Genomic DNA, 16,994 nt, shown 5'->3' on the forward strand with positions numbered 1-16,994 from the left:
TTATATGCTTGTTTTGTACTTAGAACCTTGCGATTCTGAAAAATTGCGCACGATACGGCTTAATTGTACACATTCAGTGAGCGATATCACCAATAACCTCAATCACTTCGTTTAACGCCTGTTGTGGTTTTTCACTGTCTAACCAGTGAACCCCCTCCCAACCGCGCAACCAGGTGATCTGGCGCTTCGCTAACTGCCTCGTGGCGCAAACACCTCGATAAACCATTTCATCGTATGAAATCTCACCTTCAAGATACGACCACATCTGGCGGTATCCCACACAACGAATGGAAGGCATGTCCGTATGCAAATCTCCACGGGCAAAAAGCGCCCGCACTTCTGCTTCAAAATCTGAAGCCAACATCTGATGAAAACGCTGCTCAATTCGTTGATGGAGCAGTTCACGGCTCGCCGGGGCGATGGCGAACTGATGCACCTGATACGGCAGAGCCTCTCCTGACGTTTGCGTCAGTTCCGTTAAAGTTTTACCCGAAATGAAAAAAACTTCCAGTGCCCGGGAAAGCCTTTGCGGATCATTTGGATGAATCCGTGCTGCGGCAACCGGATCGACTTGTGCCAGTTGCTTGTGCAAAACGTCCCACCCCTGCTCTGCCGCCTGCTGCTCAATCTTTGCTCTTACCTCAGGATCCGCCGATGGCAGAGGTGATAACCCCTCCAGGAGCGCCTTAAAGTAGAGCATGGTACCGCCAACCAGCAGCGGTATTCGTCCTGCCACCGTAATGTCGGCCATTTCGGCCAGGGCATCGCGGCGAAAATCGGCTGCCGAATAAGCCTGAGCCGGGTCAAGAATATCCAGCAAACGATGCGGTGCCGCGCGCAGTTCGTCTGCGTCTGGCTTCGCCGTGCCAATGTCCATCCCCCGGTAAATGAGGGCAGAATCAACGCTAATCAACTCTACAGGCAAAACTTTACGCAGCTCAATGGCTAATGCCGTTTTACCGGAGGCCGTCGGCCCCATTAAAAAAATTGCCTTAGGCAGGCTCGCCTTGCTTACATCAATCATCTTTCAGGGCGGTCATCGCCGTTTTTAAATCAACAGGTTGTAATAATCCACCCGGTGGCGCTTTTACCAGATGCGGACAAAGGCGTTCCACCTCCGCCAGCACGGTAATGGCCTGCGCCATACTCCATGCAGCGTGTTCACTTGCCAGATGGCGAGCAATCCACTGCGCGGTATTCGCGGCATCAGACGTTGTCTGTTGCGCCAGGTAGCCTATCAGTTCAGGAATCAAGTTTTGTAAATTTTGTTGGCGTAAGGGTAAAGGCACTGCGCGAATGGTCACATGCTGCGCTTCGAGTGCGATTTCAATACCCATTTCCGCCAGTAACGGCGTTGCACGCTGCAATACCGCTGCTTCCTGTGCGGTTATTTTCAGGCGTACGGGGATCAGGAGCGGCTGTGCGCAAGCGGCATTGATCCCCGGCGTCAGTTGCGCCTGTTTGAGCCAGCGTTCCGCCACCGGCAGCGCCAGCAGCATCAGTTGCCCTTCGCGTTCGAGCAGCGCGACATCCGGCGCGATGATGGTCAATACCCGTCCAAAGCTCTGGCTGTGGCCGTCCAGCGAAGGCGTAGAGACCGCAATGCGTTCTTTATGCTCAACGGCTGGCGTATCCAGCAGCTTGCGGTACAACGCCCCCTGCTGCTTTTGATAACCCGGCTGGGCGTTCGGGTAGTTCGCCCCCGTGGCTCGCGGCGTGTTGCCGGACGCGGCGAATCGCGGTGCCGCCGGTTCACGCGCAACGGCGGGTTCGGCAAAGTGGTTACGCCCTGCGGCGACCCGGTTTTCCGGCAGTGAACGCGCAGACGGCTCGCTGTCGTCCAGCGGTAACGTCGGCTCTGCCTGCTGCTGCAATACGCTCACCACGCCCTGATAAATAAAATCATGCACCAGACGCGACTGATGGAAACGGACCTCATGCTTGGCCGGATGAACGTTAACGTCAACCTGGTGCGGGTCAATATCCAGATAGAGCACAAAGGCGGGCTGCTGATCCGCACCGAGCTTCTCTTCACAGGCCTGGCGAATTGCGTGGTTGATCAAGCGATCGCGCATCATACGCCCGTTGACGTAGCAGTACTGAACCTCAGCAAACGCGGCGCTGCTCACCTTAGGATCGGCCACCCAGCCGCGCAGGGCCAAATCGCCATGCTGCCACTCAATCGCCAGCGCGTGCTCAAGGAAGGGCGTTCCGCAGATGGCACCCAGGCGGCGCTCTTTTTGACCGCCTTCAGCGACCGCGCGGTACTGGCGCATGACTTTGCCGTTATGGCTGAGGTTGATCGTGACATCAAACCGCGCCAGCGCAATGCGGCGAATAATCTCATCGATATGGCCGAATTCGGTCTTCTCGGTGCGCATGAACTTGCGTCGGGCGGGCGTGTTGTAAAACAGATCCAACACTTCCAGCGTGGTGCCAACGGGATGTGCGGCAGGTTTCACCGTCACATCCATGTCGCGCCCTTCGGCGTAGGCTTGCCAGGCCTCCTGCTGTTCGGCCGTGCGGGAGGTGAGCGTAAGACGTGAAACGGAACTGATACTGGCAAGCGCCTCGCCGCGAAAACCCAGGCTGATAATCGCTTCCAGGTCGTCAAGCGAGGCGATTTTACTGGTGGCATGGCGCGCCAGAGCTAACGCCAGCTCGTCCTTTTTGATGCCGCAGCCGTTGTCCCGAATGCGGATAAGCTTCGCGCCACCGCGTTCGATATCAATATCGATGCGGGTTGCGCCCGCATCGAGACTGTTTTCCACCAGCTCCTTCACCACCGATGCAGGGCGTTCAACCACCTCACCGGCGGCGATTTGGTTCGCGAGCTGCGGCGGGAGAATCTGAATCGGCATGACGTCTCCTTAATTGGTCGCGGTCATCTCACCCGGTAACGCAGCGCTGGCCGTCTGGCTCACGCCGCCCTGCGGTGCTGCCTGCAGCGGATGCGCGTCAAAATATTTACGCAGACCGTTATAAATCGCTTCGGCAATTTTCTGCTGGTAGCTGTCGCTTCCCAGCAGACGTTCTTCACCGTTATTACTGATAAACCCGGTCTCCACCAGAATCGACGGGATATCCGGCGAGCGCAGAACGCCGAGGCTGGCGTGTTCAGGACGCCGCTTGTGCAGCACGCCCACGCTTTGTAACTGGTTCAGTACGTTGGTGGCGACATCATACCCGACGCGCTGAGAATGACCGAACTGTAAATCCAGCACGGCCTGGCTGAGATACGGGTCAGACTGGCTGTTTGCCAGCACGTCGCCCGCGCCGCCTAACAGCTCGGACTGTTTCTCATGCTGCTCCAGCCAGCCCGCCATTTCGCTGTTGGCGCGACGGTTTGAGAGCACCCAGACGGACGCTCCGGTGGCATCACGATTCGGAGCCGCATCCGCATGAATTGACACCAGGAAGTTAGCATTCTGCTTACGCGCCACGTCCGAGCGGCCCATGACCGAGATAAAGTAATCCCCGTCGCGGGTCAGCACGCCTTTAAACATCGGGTCGTCGTTGAGCAGCGTACGCAGCTTGCGGGCGATGGCGATAGTGACATTTTTCTCGCGCGTGCCGCCCGGCCCAATTGCACCGGGGTCTTGCCCACCGTGACCGGCATCAATGGCGATAATCACCTTGTCTCCACTGACCGTCGCACGACGCGCACTGGCCGCCGGGCGCGTCACCGTATTGCTGCTGGTCGCCACAGTGATGCGATCGTCCTGCGATTTGAACGGATTACGGGCAGGCTCAGCGGGACGCGGAGTATAAACCGGCGTTTCCACGCGTTTCGCGACCACCGGCGCAGGCGGCGGTGGAGGTGGCGGAGGCACATCGGCGTTGATGGTAAAGACCACCGTATAATTCGAGCCGTTTTGCTGCTTAACCGCCTTCGTTTTCCCTTTTTCGGTCAGATCCACCACCAGACGTAGTGACTGGCTGTCCTTTGGCGTTCCGGATCGGATGCTTTTCACCAGGTTATTTCCGCTAAACTGCAGCGGCAGCCCCTGGATCACGCCGGTTTGTTTGATATCGAGCGCCACGCTGTGGCTGTCGATTTGTGAAAAGGCATACTCAGGATCACCCATAAAGCTGAAGGTGATGCGGGCCTGGCTATCGCCATTGGAGACCTGAATATCCGAAAGATTCGCCGCCCCGGCCTGCGCACACAGCAGCACCGTTGCAGCTAACAACCAACCTTTAACGCGATTAATCATCCCGTCATTCCTACGCTTAACCGGCCAGACGGGCCAGTAAGGAACACCCTGATGAGGAAACAGCACTGATGCGTGCCTCACGCCCTTGCGCCTGGTACTCTAAGTGAATTTCGACATCCGGGTCAGGCAGCACACCCGCACCTTGCTGCGGCCACTCCACCAGGCAAATGGCGTCGTTGGCAAAATAATCGCGGATCCCCATAAACTCCAGCTCCTCCGGGTCCGCAAGGCGGTATAAATCAAAGTGATAGACCGTAACATGGTCCAGGGTATACGGCTCAACCAGCGTGTAGGTTGGGCTTTTCACATTCCCTTTATGGCCTAACGCCTGCAGGAACCCACGGCTGAAGGTTGTTTTACCCGCGCCTAAATCTCCATACAGATAAATGACGGTTGCCCCCTGACAGGCCTGCGCCACGCGCGTGCCGAAATCTAAAGTGGCTTGTTCATCAGGTAAAGAAATCGCTCGATTAGTCATTTTCTACGTCAATCACATCCGGGTTAACTACACGCCGCAGCGTGCAAAAAAGATCGGTGGCCAGCATACCGCGCGTGCCGTAACGCGCTGCCAGCCTGTCGGCTGCCGCCCCGTGGGCTACGCAGCCCGCGCAGGCTGCATCATATAGGGGAAGTTTCTGTCCGAGCAATGCGCCAATGATGCCGGAAAGCACATCGCCCATGCCGCCGCTGGCCATTCCCGCGTTACCGGCATCAATGATGCCCTGCAAAACGTCGCTGGCAACGACGGTCCCTGCCCCTTTGAGGACAACAACACCTCCGTAACGTTTTACCAGACGCTGGGCAGAAAGTAAGCGATCGCTTTCAATTTCTGCCACGCTGCAGTTAAGCAACCGCGCGGCTTCACCGGGGTGCGGCGTCAGAATGCGATTGTGACGCGTATCCGGGTTGATTGCCAGAAGGTTCAGCGCGTCGGCATCCCAGAGCATCGGTTTACGGAAATTCTCCACCTTTTGCAGGGCTTGTTTGCCCCAGGCTTCTTGTCCCAGCCCCGGACCAATCACCACCACATCCGCCCACTCGAGACTCTCCTCAAGCGATTTTGGGGTCAATTCATGCACCATCAGTTCCGGGCGGGCGGTGATAATCGGAACAATATTTTCGCTGCGCGTCAGCACCCGCACCAGCCCTGCTCCGCAGCGCAACGCCGCTTCGCCGGTCATGCGGATCGCGCCCGCGGTACCGGTATCGCCTCCGATAATCACCAGCCGCCCCTGGTCGCCCTTATGGGACGTTGGACGGCGCGGCGGCAACCAGTGGGCAAGCTGCGAGGCATCAAAACGTGAAAGATTTGTCTCCTGTCCGGCCAGCCAGCCGTCCAGCCCCAGCGTACTGTGGTGCAACAGGCCGACCACATCCCGCGCTTTACCGGTGAGCAGGCCAGGCTTGAGGGCGATAAAGGTCACGGTGTGAGCGGCGTTAATCACCGCCCCCGGCGTGGCTCCGGTCTGCGCGATCAATCCGGAAGGGATATCCAGCGCCACCACCGGTGCAGCATGCGCGTTGGCGCGTTCAATCAGCGCCGCAACGCTGTCGCGCGGCGCGCTGTGCAGCCCGGTCCCCAGCAGCCCATCAACGATCAGCGCGACATCACCCGGCCAGAGAATGTCCGGCGCGTGGATCATACCGCCCGCGTTAAGCCAGGCGTCCCGCGCGGCGCTGGCTTCTTCTGGCAGGGGCTTATCGCTCTCCTGCGCAAGCAGCGTGACGCGAAGACCGGCGGCAACGGCCAGACGTGCGACCACATAGCCGTCCCCGCCGTTATTACCGTGCCCGCATAAAATCAGCCAGTGCGATGCATCCGGGTAGGCCGTCCGGGCAACGTTAAATGCCACTTCGCCCGCGCGCAGCATCAGCTCATACAGGGTAATCCCCAGGCTGTCGGCCGCCTCTTTTTCGGCATGGCGGAGGTCATCCGCATGCCAGATGGAATGTGGTATACTGGCGGGGTTTTTCTTCACAGTATGGTCCGTCATGTCACAGCCCCTCGATCTCAATCAGTTAGCGCAAAAAATTAAACAGTGGGGTGCTGAACTTGGCTTCCAGAAAGTGGGTATCACCGATACCGATCTCTCTGCCAGCGAGCCAAAATTGCAGGCATGGCTGGACAAACAGTACCACGGCGAGATGGAGTGGATGGCGCGTCACGGTATGATGCGCGCCCGTCCACACGAGCTTTTGCCGGGCACGTTACGCGTGATCAGCGTGCGCATGAACTACCTGCCTGCCAACGCGGCATTTGCGCGCACGCTAAAAAATCCCTCGTTGGGCTACGTCAGCCGGTATGCCCTCGGGCGTGATTACCATAAGCTTCTGCGTAACCGCTTAAAAAAACTTGGGGAAACTATTCAGCAGCACTGTGTTTCGCTGAATTTTAGACCGTTTGTTGACTCCGCGCCTATTCTTGAGCGTCCGATTGCCGAAAAAGCCGGGCTTGGCTGGACAGGTAAGCACTCACTTATCCTGAGCCGTGACGCCGGCTCCTTCTTTTTCCTCGGGGAGTTGCTCATTGATTTACCGCTGCCCATTGACGGGCCGGTAGAAGAAGGCTGTGGGCGCTGTGTAGCCTGTATGACCATCTGCCCGACCGGGGCAATCGTCGAGCCGTATGTCGTCGACGCGCGCCGCTGCATCTCCTATCTCACGATTGAACTCGAAGGCGCAATCCCCGAAGCGTTTCGCCCGCTCATCGGCAACCGCATCTACGGCTGCGACGACTGCCAGCTGATCTGCCCGTGGAACCGCTACTCGCAACTTACCGAGGAAGAGGACTTCAGCCCGCGCAAAGCGCTTCATGCGCCACAACTCATCGAACTGTTCGCCTGGACCGAAGCCTGGTTCCTGAAAGTCACGGAAGGTTCGGCTATCCGCCGTATCGGCCACCTGCGCTGGCTGCGTAACGTCGCCGTCGCGCTGGGAAATGCCCCCTGGGATGAAGCCAATATTCAGGCGCTTGAAAGCCGCAGAGGTGAGCACCCACTTCTCGATGAACACATAGAGTGGGCGATTGCGCAGCAAATTGAGAAGCGAAATGCCTGCGTCGTTGAAGTGCAGCTGCCGAAGAAACAGCGCCTGGTGCGGGTGATTGAAAAAGGGCTGATACGGGATGCTTGATATATTCACAGCCTGTGAATAAAAATAAAAACTCAAGCGCTATCAGGGCTGACAACGAGATCAAGCGATCGCGTTAACATTTTGCAATCAAATTTTCTTCATGAAAAACAGCATGTTAAAAAGATATTATTCACCCTGCTAAGGTTTAAGCCGTTTCGGATACATCAGGCGTTCTGTGGATAAGTCTGTTCACAAGAATATTTCAAATGCAACGGGAAACGTCCCCAGCATGACTTTACGCTGTGGATAATTTTGACTGGAAGAAGAATTTGGAGCGGGAAACGAGACTCGAACTCGCGACCCCGACCTTGGCAAGGTCGTGCTCTACCAACTGAGCTATTCCCGCTTGGGTGGTTCGTGCTGTGAAAGCACTTTCAAATTTTGGAGCGGGAAACGAGACTCGAACTCGCGACCCCGACCTTGGCAAGGTCGTGCTCTACCAACTGAGCTATTCCCGCTTGGGTGGTCCGTGCTGTGAAAGCACTTTCAAATTTTGGAGCGGGAAACGAGACTCGAACTCGCGACCCCGACCTTGGCAAGGTCGTGCTCTACCAACTGAGCTATTCCCGCAAATCTGTACTGCTTTTGTTGCTGTCGTAACGTGTAATTCTCTGTCGTTACGGGAGGCGCATTATACGAGAAATCCGTTTAGCTGCAACCCCTCCTGAAGCGATTTTTTTGAAATTTCGTTCAAGTGATTAATTAATCAGCAAGCTGAACAATTTAACGGCAAAAACCCGGCAACGCAAGCGTGCCGGGCCTCAAAATCAAAGCTTAATAAAGTTTTCGCGGTAGTAGGCCAGCTCAGCCACCGACTCACGGATGTCATCCATCGCCTGGTGGGTCCCCTGCTTTTTGAAGCCATCCAGGATTTCCGGTTTCCAGCGACGGGCCAGCTCTTTCAGCGTGCTCACGTCCAGATAACGGTAGTGGAAGTAAGACTCCAGTTCCGGCATGTACTTAAAGAGAAAACGACGATCCTGACCGATGCTGTTCCCACAGATAGGTGATTTCCCTTCCGGCACCCATTGTTTGAGGAATTCGAGGGTGGCCAGCTCTGCTTCGCGGTCGCCCTGGGTGCTGGCCTTCACGCGGTCCACCAGACCACTCCCCGTATGGGTACGCACGTTCCACTCATCCATCAGCGCAAGCTGCTCATCGGACTGATGCACCGCGATGGTTGGCCCCTCCGCCAGAATATTGAGGTTCGCATCGGTGACCAGCGTTGCGATTTCAATGATGCGATCTCGCTCGGGATCCAGCCCGGTCATTTCAAGATCGATCCAAATCAGGTTGTTTTCGTCCGCGCTCATGTTATTTTCCACCCTTCTCGCATAACCGGCAGTAGCAGGTTAACTAGTATTAATTAGAGTGTATCATAGAGGTTTTGCCCGTTACGGGCGACCAGGAGCCAGCGCGATTGAGTAAAAATAAACTCTCCAAAGGGCAGCAGCGTCGGGTGAATGCCAATCACCAGCGCCGTCTTAAAACCACTACGGAGAAGCCCGATTACGACGACAATCTGTTTGGCGAAGGGACGGAAGGCGTAGTGATTAGCCGTTTCGGTATGCACGCCGATGTCGAAGCCGCCGACGGCGCGATCCACCGCTGCAATATCCGACGCACCATCCGTTCGCTGGTGACCGGCGACCGCGTGGTATGGCGCCCGGGTAAAGAAGCGGCGGAAGGCGTAACGGTAAAAGGCATTGTCGAAGCCGTACATGAACGCACCTCGGTGCTGACCCGTCCCGATTTCTACGACGGCGTGAAGCCCATTGCCGCCAACATTAACCAGATCGTTATCGTGTCGGCGATTTTGCCCGAGCTGTCGCTCAACATTATCGACCGCTATCTCGTGGCCTGTGAGACGCTGCAGGTTGAGCCGATCATCGTGCTGAACAAAATCGACCTGCTGGATGACGACGGCATGGCGTTCGTCAACGAGCAGATGGATATCTACCGCAACATCGGTTATCGCGTGCTGATGGTGTCGAGCCACACCAAAGACGGCCTGAAGCCGCTCGAAGAGGCGTTGACCGATCGCATTAGTATCTTTGCCGGGCAGTCCGGGGTGGGCAAATCGAGCCTGCTGAATAACCTTCTTGGCCTGCAGCAGGAAATCCTGACGAACGACGTTTCTGGCGTCTCGGGTCTTGGTCAGCACACCACTACGGCTTCACGCCTGTATCATTTCCCGCACGGCGGCGACGTGATCGACTCCCCGGGCGTGCGTGAATTCGGTTTATGGCACCTTGAGCCGGAACAAATCTTCAACGGATTTGTCGAATTCCATGACTATTTAGGCGCTTGCAAATACCGCGACTGTAAACATGACAATGATCCAGGCTGCGCCATCCGCGAAGCGGTCGAAAACGGTAAGATTGCAGAAACGCGTTTCGAAAATTATCACCGCATTCTTGAGAGCATGGATCAGGTAAAAACGCGTAAAAACTTTTCCGATTCTGATAACTGACAACTACGCTAAGCATCGCTAAAATCGTCCCCCTTTTTAAGGATCCGGCTGTCTGCAGTCGGATCAGGAACGACAAAACAATGGCCTGGAGGCTACCTTGTTAAACTCATTTAAACTTTCGCTTCAATACATTCTGCCAAAACTGTGGCTCACTCGCCTGGCGGGCTGGGGCGCAAGCAAACGAGCGGGCTGGCTGACCAAACTGGTCATCGATCTGTTTGTGAAATACTACAAGGTCGACATGAAAGAGGCGCAGAAGCCGGACACCGCCAGCTACCGCACCTTCAACGAATTCTTCGTGCGCCCCCTGCGCGACGAAGTTCGCCCGCTTAACACCGATCCTAACGTGCTGGTGATGCCTGCCGACGGCGTGATCAGCCAGTTGGGTAAAATCGAAGACGACAAAATTTTGCAGGCGAAGGGCCATAACTACAGCCTGGAAGCGCTGCTGGCGGGTAACTATCTGATGGCCGACCTGTTCCGTAACGGTTCGTTTGCCACCACCTATCTGTCACCGCGCGACTACCACCGCGTCCATATGCCGTGTAACGGTATCCTGCGTGAAATGATCTACGTGCCGGGCGATCTCTTCTCCGTGAACCACCTGACCGCACAGAACGTTCCAAACCTGTTCGCCCGTAACGAGCGTGTGATCTGCCTGTTTGATACCGAATTTGGCCCAATGGCGCAGATTCTGGTAGGCGCAACCATCGTCGGCAGTATCGAAACCGTTTGGGCGGGCACCATCACCCCACCACGCGAAGGGGTGATCAAACGCTGGACCTGGCCTGCCGGAGAAGATGAAGGCTCTGTTGCCCTGCTGAAAGGCCAGGAGATGGGCCGCTTTAAGCTCGGCTCTACCGTGATCAACCTGTTTGCGCCGGGAAAAGTGCACCTGGTGGAACAACTCCAAAGCCTGTCGGTGACCAAACTCGGCCAGCCGCTGGCAGTTTCTGCCGAAGCGCTCGTCACACCAGACGCAGAGCCTGCACCGCTGGCGGAAGAAGAGATCAAAGCCGAGCACGACGCCAGCCCGCTGGTTGACGACAACAAAGACCAAGGCTAACAACAGAAGGATCGCTGACGTGCGCCCGATTATCGTTCTACTGATGGCCTGGTGCCTCAGCATGGGGGCGTACGCAGCGACGGCCCCCGACGCCAAACAGATAACCCAGGAGCTGGAGCAGGCAAAAGCGGCGAAACCCGCTCAGCCAGAGACCGTTGAGTCGCTCCAGGCCGCGCTGAACGCGCTTGAGGAACGTAAAGGCTCCCTCGAGCGCGCCCAGCAGTATCAGCAGGTTATCGATAACTTCCCTAAACTTTCGCAGACCCTGCGCTCGCAGCTTAATAACCTGCGCGATGAACCTCGCAATGTTCCCGTCGGCATGACGTCTGACGCGCTGAACCAGGAGATCCTCCAGGTCAGCAGCCAGCTCCTCGAAAAAAGCCGTCAGGCCCAGCAGGAGCAGGAGCGCGCGCGTGAAATTGCCGACTCGCTCAGCCAGTTACCACAGCAGCAAACCGATGCCCGCCGTCAGTTAAATGATGTCGAACGCCGCGTCGGTACCCAAACCGGCAGCACGCCTCAAAGCCAGGCGCAAAACCTTGGCCTGCAGGCAGAATCCGCCAGACTCAAGGCGCTGGTTGATGAGCTGGAGTTGGCGCAGCTTTCCGCCAACAACCGCCAGGAGCTTTCACGCATGCGCGCCGAGCTGGCGCAGAAGCAGAGCCAGCAGTTAGACGCCTATCTGCAGGCCCTGCGCAATCAGCTCAACAGCCAGCGCCAGCGTGAAGCAGAGCGCGCGCTGGAAAGCACGGAACTGCTTGCTGAAAACAGCGCAAACCTGCCGACCGGGATCGTCGATCAGTTCAGGGTTAACCGCGAGCTTTCTGCCGCGCTGAACCAGCAGGCGCAGCGTATGGATCTGGTTGCCTCGCAGCAGCGTCAGGCCACGAATCAAACCCTGCAGGTGCGCCAGGCACTCAATACGCTGCGCGAACAGTCCCAGTGGCTTGGCTCTTCAAACCTGCTCGGCGAAGCGTTACGCGCCCAGGTTGCCCGCCTGCCGGAGATGCCAAAACCGCAGCAGCTTGATACCGAAATGGCGCAGCTGCGCGTTCAACGTCTGCACTTTGAAGACCTTCTCAACAAGCAGCCGCAAATCCGCCAGATCCGTCAGGCTGACGGCCAGCCGCTGACCAACGAGCAAAGTCGTATTCTTGAAGCACAGATGCGCACCCAGCGGGAACTGCTCAACTCCCTGCTGCAGGGTGGCGACACGCTGATCCTGGAACTCACCAAGCTGAAGGTCTCCAACAGCCAGCTGGAAGACGCGTTGAAAGAGGTCAACGAGGCGACGCACCGCTATCTGTTCTGGACGTCTGACGTGCGGCCAATGACCTTCTCGTGGCCGATTGAGATTGTGCAGGACCTGCGCCGCCTGATTTCACTTGATACCTTCAGCCAGTTGGGTCAGGCCAGCGTGATGATGATCACCAGCAAAGAGACCATCTTCCCGCTGCTGGGGGCGCTCATTCTGGTGGGGTTCAGCATTTACTCGCGCAGACACTTCACCCGCTTCCTCGAACGTTCCAGCGCCCGCGTGGGCAAAGTCACTCAGGATCATTTCTGGCTGACGCTGCGCACCGTGTTCTGGTCGATTCTCGTCGCCTCACCGCTGCCGGTGCTGTGGATGACGCTCGGGTATGGCCTGCGGGAAGCCTGGCCTTATCCGCTGGCGGTCGCGATTGGTGATGGCGTTACCGCCACCGTACCGCTGCTGTGGGTCGTGATGATTTGCGCCACGTTCGCGCGCCCTAACAGCCTGTTCATCGCCCACTTTGGCTGGCCGCGTAACCGCGTTGCGCGCGCCATGCGCTATTACCTGATGAGCATCGGGCTGATTGTGCCGCTGATCATGGCGCTGATCATGTTTGATAATCTTAACGACCGCGAGTTCTCCGGCTCTTTGGGTCGCCTCTGCTTTATGCTGATTTGTGGAGCATTGGCGATCGTAACGCTGAGTCTGAAACGAGCGGGCATTCCGCTCTATGTCGATAAGACCGGCAGCGGCGATAACATGTTTAACCGCTTGTTGTGGAATTTACTGCTAAGCGCGCCGCTGGCAGCGATTCTGGCGGCGGCGGTGGGTTACCTTGCCACCGCGCAGGCCTTGCTGGCGCGTCTGGAAACCTCGGTAGCGATCTGGTTCTTGCTGCTGGTGGTTTACCACATTATCCGCCGGTGGATGCTCATCCAGCGCCGCCGTCTGGCGTTTGATCGTGCCAAGCATCGTCGTGCTGAAATCCTTGCCCAGCGCGCCCGCGGCGAAGAGGAGTCGCATCACACCAACAGCACCGAGGGTACCGCAGAGGTGGACGAGGTCGAGCTGGATCTCGATGCCATCAGTACCCAGTCCCTGCGTCTGGTGCGATCTATCCTGATGCTCATCGCGCTGCTGTCGGTCATCGTCCTGTGGTCAGAGATCCACTCGGCGTTTGGCTTCCTCGAGAACATCTCCCTGTGGGATGTGACCTCGACGGTGCAAGGGGTTGAAAGCCTGGAGCCAATCACCCTGGGGGCTGTGCTGATTGCCATTCTGGTGCTGATTATCACCACCCAGCTGGTGCGGAACTTCCCGGCCCTGCTGGAGCTGGCGCTGTTGCAGCATCTGGATCTCACCCCCGGTACGGGGTATGCGATCACGACGATCACCAAATACCTGATTCTGCTCTTCGGCGGGCTGGTGGGCTTCTCAATGATTGGTATCGAGTGGTCGAAACTGCAGTGGCTGGTCGCGGCACTTGGTGTGGGGCTGGGTTTTGGTCTGCAGGAGATCTTCGCAAACTTCATCTCCGGCCTGATTATCCTGTTCGAAAAACCAATTCGTATTGGCGATACGGTGACGATCCGCGATTTGACCGGCAGTATTACCAAAATCAACACCCGCGCCACGACCATCAGCGACTGGGACCGCAAAGAGATTATCGTCCCGAACAAAGCGTTTATCACCGAGCAGTTTATCAACTGGTCGCTGTCCGACTCCGTGACGCGTGTGGTGCTGACGGTGCCTGCACCGTCGGATGCTAACAGCGAAGAGGTGACGCAGATCCTCTACACGGCGGCAGAGCGCTGTACGCTGGTGATCGACAACCCGCCACCGGAAGTGTTCCTCGTCGATTTGCAACAGGGGATCCAGATCTTCGAACTGCGAATCTACGCCGCCGAAATGGGGCACCGTATGCCGCTGCGCCATGAGATCCACCAGCTGATTCTGGCAGGCTTCCGCGAACACGGTATTGATATGCCGTTCCCACCGTTCCAGATGCGCCTTGAAACGCTGGATGGCCGTAAGACGGGAAGGACGCTGTCGTCAGCGGCGCGTACGCGCCCGGCAGGGAGTTTATAGTAAGCCCCTCCCGTTCGGGAGGGGTTTAATCCACTATGCCGTTTCTGTGAGATAGGCCGTCGTACGACGACGGTAATTCTCATAAATCCCCATCGCCATCAGCGAGAAGAAGATCGGGCCACCCACCATCCACAGCGCGCTGTTCCAGTCATTGGCCTCAATGACCGGCTGGATCACGGTGAAGATATTCGCAAAAGCCACCACCAGCACGACGACGGTTGTGGCCAGCAGCGTGGCGGCGCGGGTTTTGAAAATCACGAACGGACGTTCGAGATCCTGCTTCGCCTTAAAGAACGGGAACGCCAGGGTCAGGAAAAGATACGGCAGCGTCATTGATACGTTCGCCATCAGGGTTAGCTTGTTGTAAAACGCAGAGGCAGTATCCCCACCGAACGACACCAGAAGAATAAACACGCAGACCAGCAGGCACTGCATCCACATGGCGTTCGCAGGCATACCTGCCGTATTGAGCTGCGTCATGCGGGCTGGCCACAGCGCTTTTGGCGTTCCCTGGATAATCGCTTTTAGCGGCGAATAGATCAGCGTAAAGAAGGCACCGGTATAGGCGAGGAACATCGACAGGCCGGTGATACGCGCGAACCAGACGCCCATCGTCGTGGCCGCATCCGGCGTCAGCTGCAGTGCCTGCCCGAGCGTCATCCCCAGGCTCTTCATCAGCACGTAAGTAATATTGCCAAGGTTAGTAGTATCGTTGCTTAACACCTGCTGCCAGTTGGTGCTCACACCCCAGAGGAAAATCGCCAGCGAGTAGCCGACAGAGATAACTATCGCCGCGAAGATAATGCCTTTGGCAAAGTTCTTTTCCGGGTTTTCGGTTTTATCGACCAGGCCGCCCACCGCTTCTATACCCCCGTAGGCAAAGATGGCAAACACCACAAAAGAGAGCATCGCGAGGCCGGACTGATAGCTCGGGTTAGGTGACGAAACGAAATTCACCTCCTGCGCAAAGTGGCCGCCGTTGAGGCACAAAATCGCGATGCTCACCAACAGCAGGACCAGGTTCAGACACATAACTGAAATACCGCCCACGGCGGTTATGCGCGCGATTTTGTTGATACCTTTCGACGCTACCAGCGTCACCACCACCATCCAGCAGACCGCGAGGATCCCGACAACCTGCGTGGAGCTCAGCCCAGCCAAAGACCAGACCTGCGTTTTATCTGCCCCAAAGAGAAACGTCGAGAAGGGTACCCACACCTTGGCAGCCGTACTGACCATCCAGACCACGTAGGAAGAGAACCACATAAAGGTGCCGATAAACGCGTAGCGCGGCCCGATGCTGTTGTTCATCCACGAGTAAATTCCGCCCTCTTCCTTGCGATAAGCAGACCCCATCTCCGCCATCATCAGCGCAAACGGAATAAAGAAGAACAGAGCAGAGACGATATAAAACGGCGTCGCGCTGTAGCCCATCAGGTAAAACGCCGAGGGGCTGTTGGCAAAGCCAAACACTGACGTAAAAATCATCAGGATAAGACCGGTCAGGGTCATTTTTTTCATTGAGTGGGACATAGAACCATCCAAAGCGAAAATAAACTGCGCGGATGGTAGCAGATGACCAGACGAATAGTGTGGCTATTCAGGGCAAATTAGGAAAATAACCTGCGTAACGCGACGCTGGCAGTTATTGATGCCATGAATATTTACTGGAAAGGTTTATTGCCAGGGAGGGAGACACACCGGGCAGGCTCGCGCGCCACCCGGTATTGTATTACGCGCGGTCGACCGTAAATGCAATCACGTCGCCAAGCTGCTCTGCGCCAAGCGCCAGCATCACCAGACGGTCAACACCCAACGCCACGCCGGAACAATCGGGCAGGCCGGCTTTCAGGGCTTCCAGCAGATTCACGTCGATCGGCTGTTGCGGCAGGCCCCGGGCGTTACGCTTGCGGTTGTCCTGTTCGAAACGCTGCTGCTGTTCGCGCGCGTCGGTCAGTTCGTGGAAGCCATTCGCCAGCTCGATGCCTTTGTAGTAGACCTCAAAACGTTCAGCTACGCGGTGATCTTCCGTACTGATCTGCGCCAGCGAGGCCTGGCTTGCCGGGAAGTGATAGACGAACGTTGGGCGATCTTTACCGATCTGCGGCTCAACGCCGAAGGTAAACAGCAATTGCAGCAGCGTGTCGCGATCTTCTTCCGTCTCCGCCACGTTGCTGAGATCCAGTTTTGCCGCCGCGTCGCGCAGCTGCGCTTTATCCGCAGACAGCGGATCGATTTCCAGATGGCGCTGGAACGCCTGCTGATAGGAGAGCGTTTCGGCTTCCGCGCAGTCCAGCACCTGTTGCAGCAGATCGTCCACCTCGTTCATCAGGCGATACATGTCGTAATGCGGACGGTACCACTCCAGCATGGTGAATTCCGGATTATGGTGACGACCCATCTCTTCATTACGGAAGCTACGGCACAGCTGATACACCGGGCCACAACCCGCCGCCAGCAGGCGCTTCATGTGGTATTCCGGGCTGGTCATCAGATAGAGATTCATCCCCTGTGAGTGGCCAGGGCCAACAAAACGGGTTTCAAACGGGACCAGATGAATATCCGTTACCGTTGCCTGGCTCATGCACGGCGTTTCCACCTCAAGGACTCCGCGATCGGCAAAGAAACGACGGATCTCCGCCATAATGGCCGCGCGTTTAAGCAGGTTTGGGATGGATGCGCTCGGCTGCCAGGTTGCCGTTTCGCTCATGAGTTTTTCTCCGATTTCAGACAAGGGCACGAAGTCTACTCGACAGGCGGGGC

Annotated in this window: 12 protein-coding genes and 3 tRNA genes; 4 read left to right on the plus strand and 11 right to left on the minus strand. The window is 57.0% G+C overall.

Going from position 1 to position 16,994, the window contains the following annotated elements:
• Positions 1-73 precede the first annotated feature (73 nt).
• The 5 genes from miaA to nnr are packed head-to-tail and all read right to left on the minus strand — an operon-like array spanning position 74 to position 6,211.
• Positions 74-1,024 (minus strand): tRNA (adenosine(37)-N6)-dimethylallyltransferase MiaA, encoded by a 951-nt coding sequence (miaA, locus tag FFS28_RS13050; RefSeq protein WP_137849745.1) that lies wholly within the window; start codon positions 1,022-1,024, stop codon positions 74-76.
• Positions 1,017-2,861, minus strand: a complete 1,845-nt coding sequence (mutL, locus tag FFS28_RS13055) for a DNA mismatch repair endonuclease MutL (RefSeq protein ID WP_137849746.1) — start codon at positions 2,859-2,861, stop codon at positions 1,017-1,019. Before mutL ends, miaA begins: the two co-directional genes overlap by 8 nt.
• Before the next feature lie 9 nt (positions 2,862-2,870).
• Positions 2,871-4,217, minus strand: a complete 1,347-nt coding sequence (gene amiB, locus FFS28_RS13060) for an N-acetylmuramoyl-L-alanine amidase AmiB (protein ID WP_006178967.1) — start codon at positions 4,215-4,217, stop codon at positions 2,871-2,873.
• Positions 4,218-4,233: 16 nt separating this feature from the next.
• A complete protein-coding gene (tsaE, locus tag FFS28_RS13065) occupies positions 4,234-4,695 on the minus strand; it encodes a tRNA (adenosine(37)-N6)-threonylcarbamoyltransferase complex ATPase subunit type 1 TsaE (RefSeq protein ID WP_006178966.1) in 462 nt (153 codons plus the stop codon).
• Entirely contained in the window at positions 4,688-6,211 is a 1,524-nt protein-coding gene (gene nnr / locus FFS28_RS13070) for a bifunctional ADP-dependent NAD(P)H-hydrate dehydratase/NAD(P)H-hydrate epimerase (RefSeq protein WP_137849747.1), read from the minus strand. Before nnr ends, tsaE begins: the two co-directional genes overlap by 8 nt.
• Here nnr and queG point away from each other — a divergent pair.
• On the plus strand, positions 6,210-7,349 hold the full coding sequence (queG, locus tag FFS28_RS13075; protein WP_088208699.1) for a tRNA epoxyqueuosine(34) reductase QueG: 1,140 nt from the start codon (positions 6,210-6,212) through the stop codon (positions 7,347-7,349). The two genes, nnr and queG, sit on opposite strands and share 2 nt — an antisense overlap.
• Before the next feature lie 270 nt (positions 7,350-7,619).
• Here queG and FFS28_RS13080 read toward each other — a convergent pair.
• The 4 genes from FFS28_RS13080 to orn all read right to left on the minus strand — a co-directional run bounded on the left by FFS28_RS13080 (position 7,620) and on the right by orn (position 8,662).
• Positions 7,620-7,695, minus strand: a tRNA-Gly gene (locus FFS28_RS13080).
• Between the two features lie 36 nt (positions 7,696-7,731).
• Positions 7,732-7,807 (minus strand) — tRNA-Gly (locus FFS28_RS13085).
• Between the two features lie 36 nt (positions 7,808-7,843).
• Positions 7,844-7,919, minus strand: a tRNA-Gly gene (locus FFS28_RS13090).
• A gap of 197 nt (positions 7,920-8,116) precedes the next feature.
• The gene (gene orn, locus FFS28_RS13095) at positions 8,117-8,662 is read right to left on the minus strand and encodes an oligoribonuclease (protein WP_006178962.1); all 546 of its coding nucleotides are present in this window, start codon (positions 8,660-8,662) and stop codon (positions 8,117-8,119) included.
• A 107-nt stretch (positions 8,663-8,769) separates the two neighbouring features.
• On the opposite strand from orn, the gene rsgA reads away from it, so the two are divergent.
• From rsgA to mscM, 3 genes are all read left to right on the plus strand, one after another.
• Positions 8,770-9,822 (plus strand): small ribosomal subunit biogenesis GTPase RsgA, encoded by a 1,053-nt coding sequence (rsgA, locus tag FFS28_RS13100; RefSeq protein ID WP_171007409.1) that lies wholly within the window; start codon positions 8,770-8,772, stop codon positions 9,820-9,822.
• 97 nt (positions 9,823-9,919) lie between these two features.
• Positions 9,920-10,888: an archaetidylserine decarboxylase gene (gene asd, locus FFS28_RS13105; RefSeq protein WP_006178960.1), complete on the plus strand. Its 969-nt coding sequence runs from the start codon at positions 9,920-9,922 to the stop codon at positions 10,886-10,888.
• A 19-nt stretch (positions 10,889-10,907) separates the two neighbouring features.
• The gene (mscM, locus tag FFS28_RS13110; RefSeq protein ID WP_137849749.1) at positions 10,908-14,231 is read left to right on the plus strand and encodes a miniconductance mechanosensitive channel MscM; all 3,324 of its coding nucleotides are present in this window, start codon (positions 10,908-10,910) and stop codon (positions 14,229-14,231) included.
• Positions 14,232-14,264: 33 nt separating this feature from the next.
• Here the strand turns inward: mscM and yjeM are convergent, their stop codons facing one another.
• Together yjeM and epmA are read right to left on the minus strand one after the other, a co-directional pair.
• The gene (yjeM, locus tag FFS28_RS13115) at positions 14,265-15,764 is read right to left on the minus strand and encodes a glutamate/gamma-aminobutyrate family transporter YjeM (protein ID WP_042322491.1); all 1,500 of its coding nucleotides are present in this window, start codon (positions 15,762-15,764) and stop codon (positions 14,265-14,267) included.
• A 199-nt stretch (positions 15,765-15,963) separates the two neighbouring features.
• Positions 15,964-16,941 carry an elongation factor P--(R)-beta-lysine ligase gene (epmA, locus tag FFS28_RS13120; RefSeq protein WP_006178957.1) on the minus strand — a complete coding sequence of 326 codons (978 nt, stop codon included), beginning with the start codon at positions 16,939-16,941 and terminating at the stop codon, positions 15,964-15,966.
• Positions 16,942-16,994: the final 53 nt, after the last annotated feature.

It is taken from the genome of Enterobacter sp. 2VL, from assembly GCF_005503595.1.
In the GTDB taxonomy this organism is placed as follows: domain Bacteria; phylum Pseudomonadota; class Gammaproteobacteria; order Enterobacterales; family Enterobacteriaceae; genus Enterobacter; species Enterobacter cancerogenus.

Excerpts from the sequence above, each read along its gene's own strand:
- miaA (WP_137849745.1), bottom strand. The coding sequence starts at position 1,024 with ATGATTGATGTAAGCAAGGCGAGCCTGCCTAAGGCAATTTTTTTAATG.
- mutL (WP_137849746.1), bottom strand. The coding sequence starts at position 2,861 with ATGCCGATTCAGATTCTCCCGCCGCAGCTCGCGAACCAAATCGCCGCC.
- amiB (WP_006178967.1), bottom strand. The coding sequence starts at position 4,217 with ATGATTAATCGCGTTAAAGGTTGGTTGTTAGCTGCAACGGTGCTGCTG.
- tsaE (WP_006178966.1), bottom strand. The coding sequence starts at position 4,695 with ATGACTAATCGAGCGATTTCTTTACCTGATGAACAAGCCACTTTAGAT.
- queG (WP_088208699.1), top strand. The coding sequence starts at position 6,210 with ATGTCACAGCCCCTCGATCTCAATCAGTTAGCGCAAAAAATTAAACAG.
- nnr (WP_137849747.1), bottom strand. The coding sequence starts at position 6,211 with ATGACGGACCATACTGTGAAGAAAAACCCCGCCAGTATACCACATTCC.
- orn (WP_006178962.1), bottom strand. The coding sequence starts at position 8,662 with ATGAGCGCGGACGAAAACAACCTGATTTGGATCGATCTTGAAATGACC.
- yjeM (WP_042322491.1), bottom strand. The coding sequence starts at position 15,764 with ATGTCCCACTCAATGAAAAAAATGACCCTGACCGGTCTTATCCTGATG.
- epmA (WP_006178957.1), bottom strand. The coding sequence starts at position 16,941 with ATGAGCGAAACGGCAACCTGGCAGCCGAGCGCATCCATCCCAAACCTG.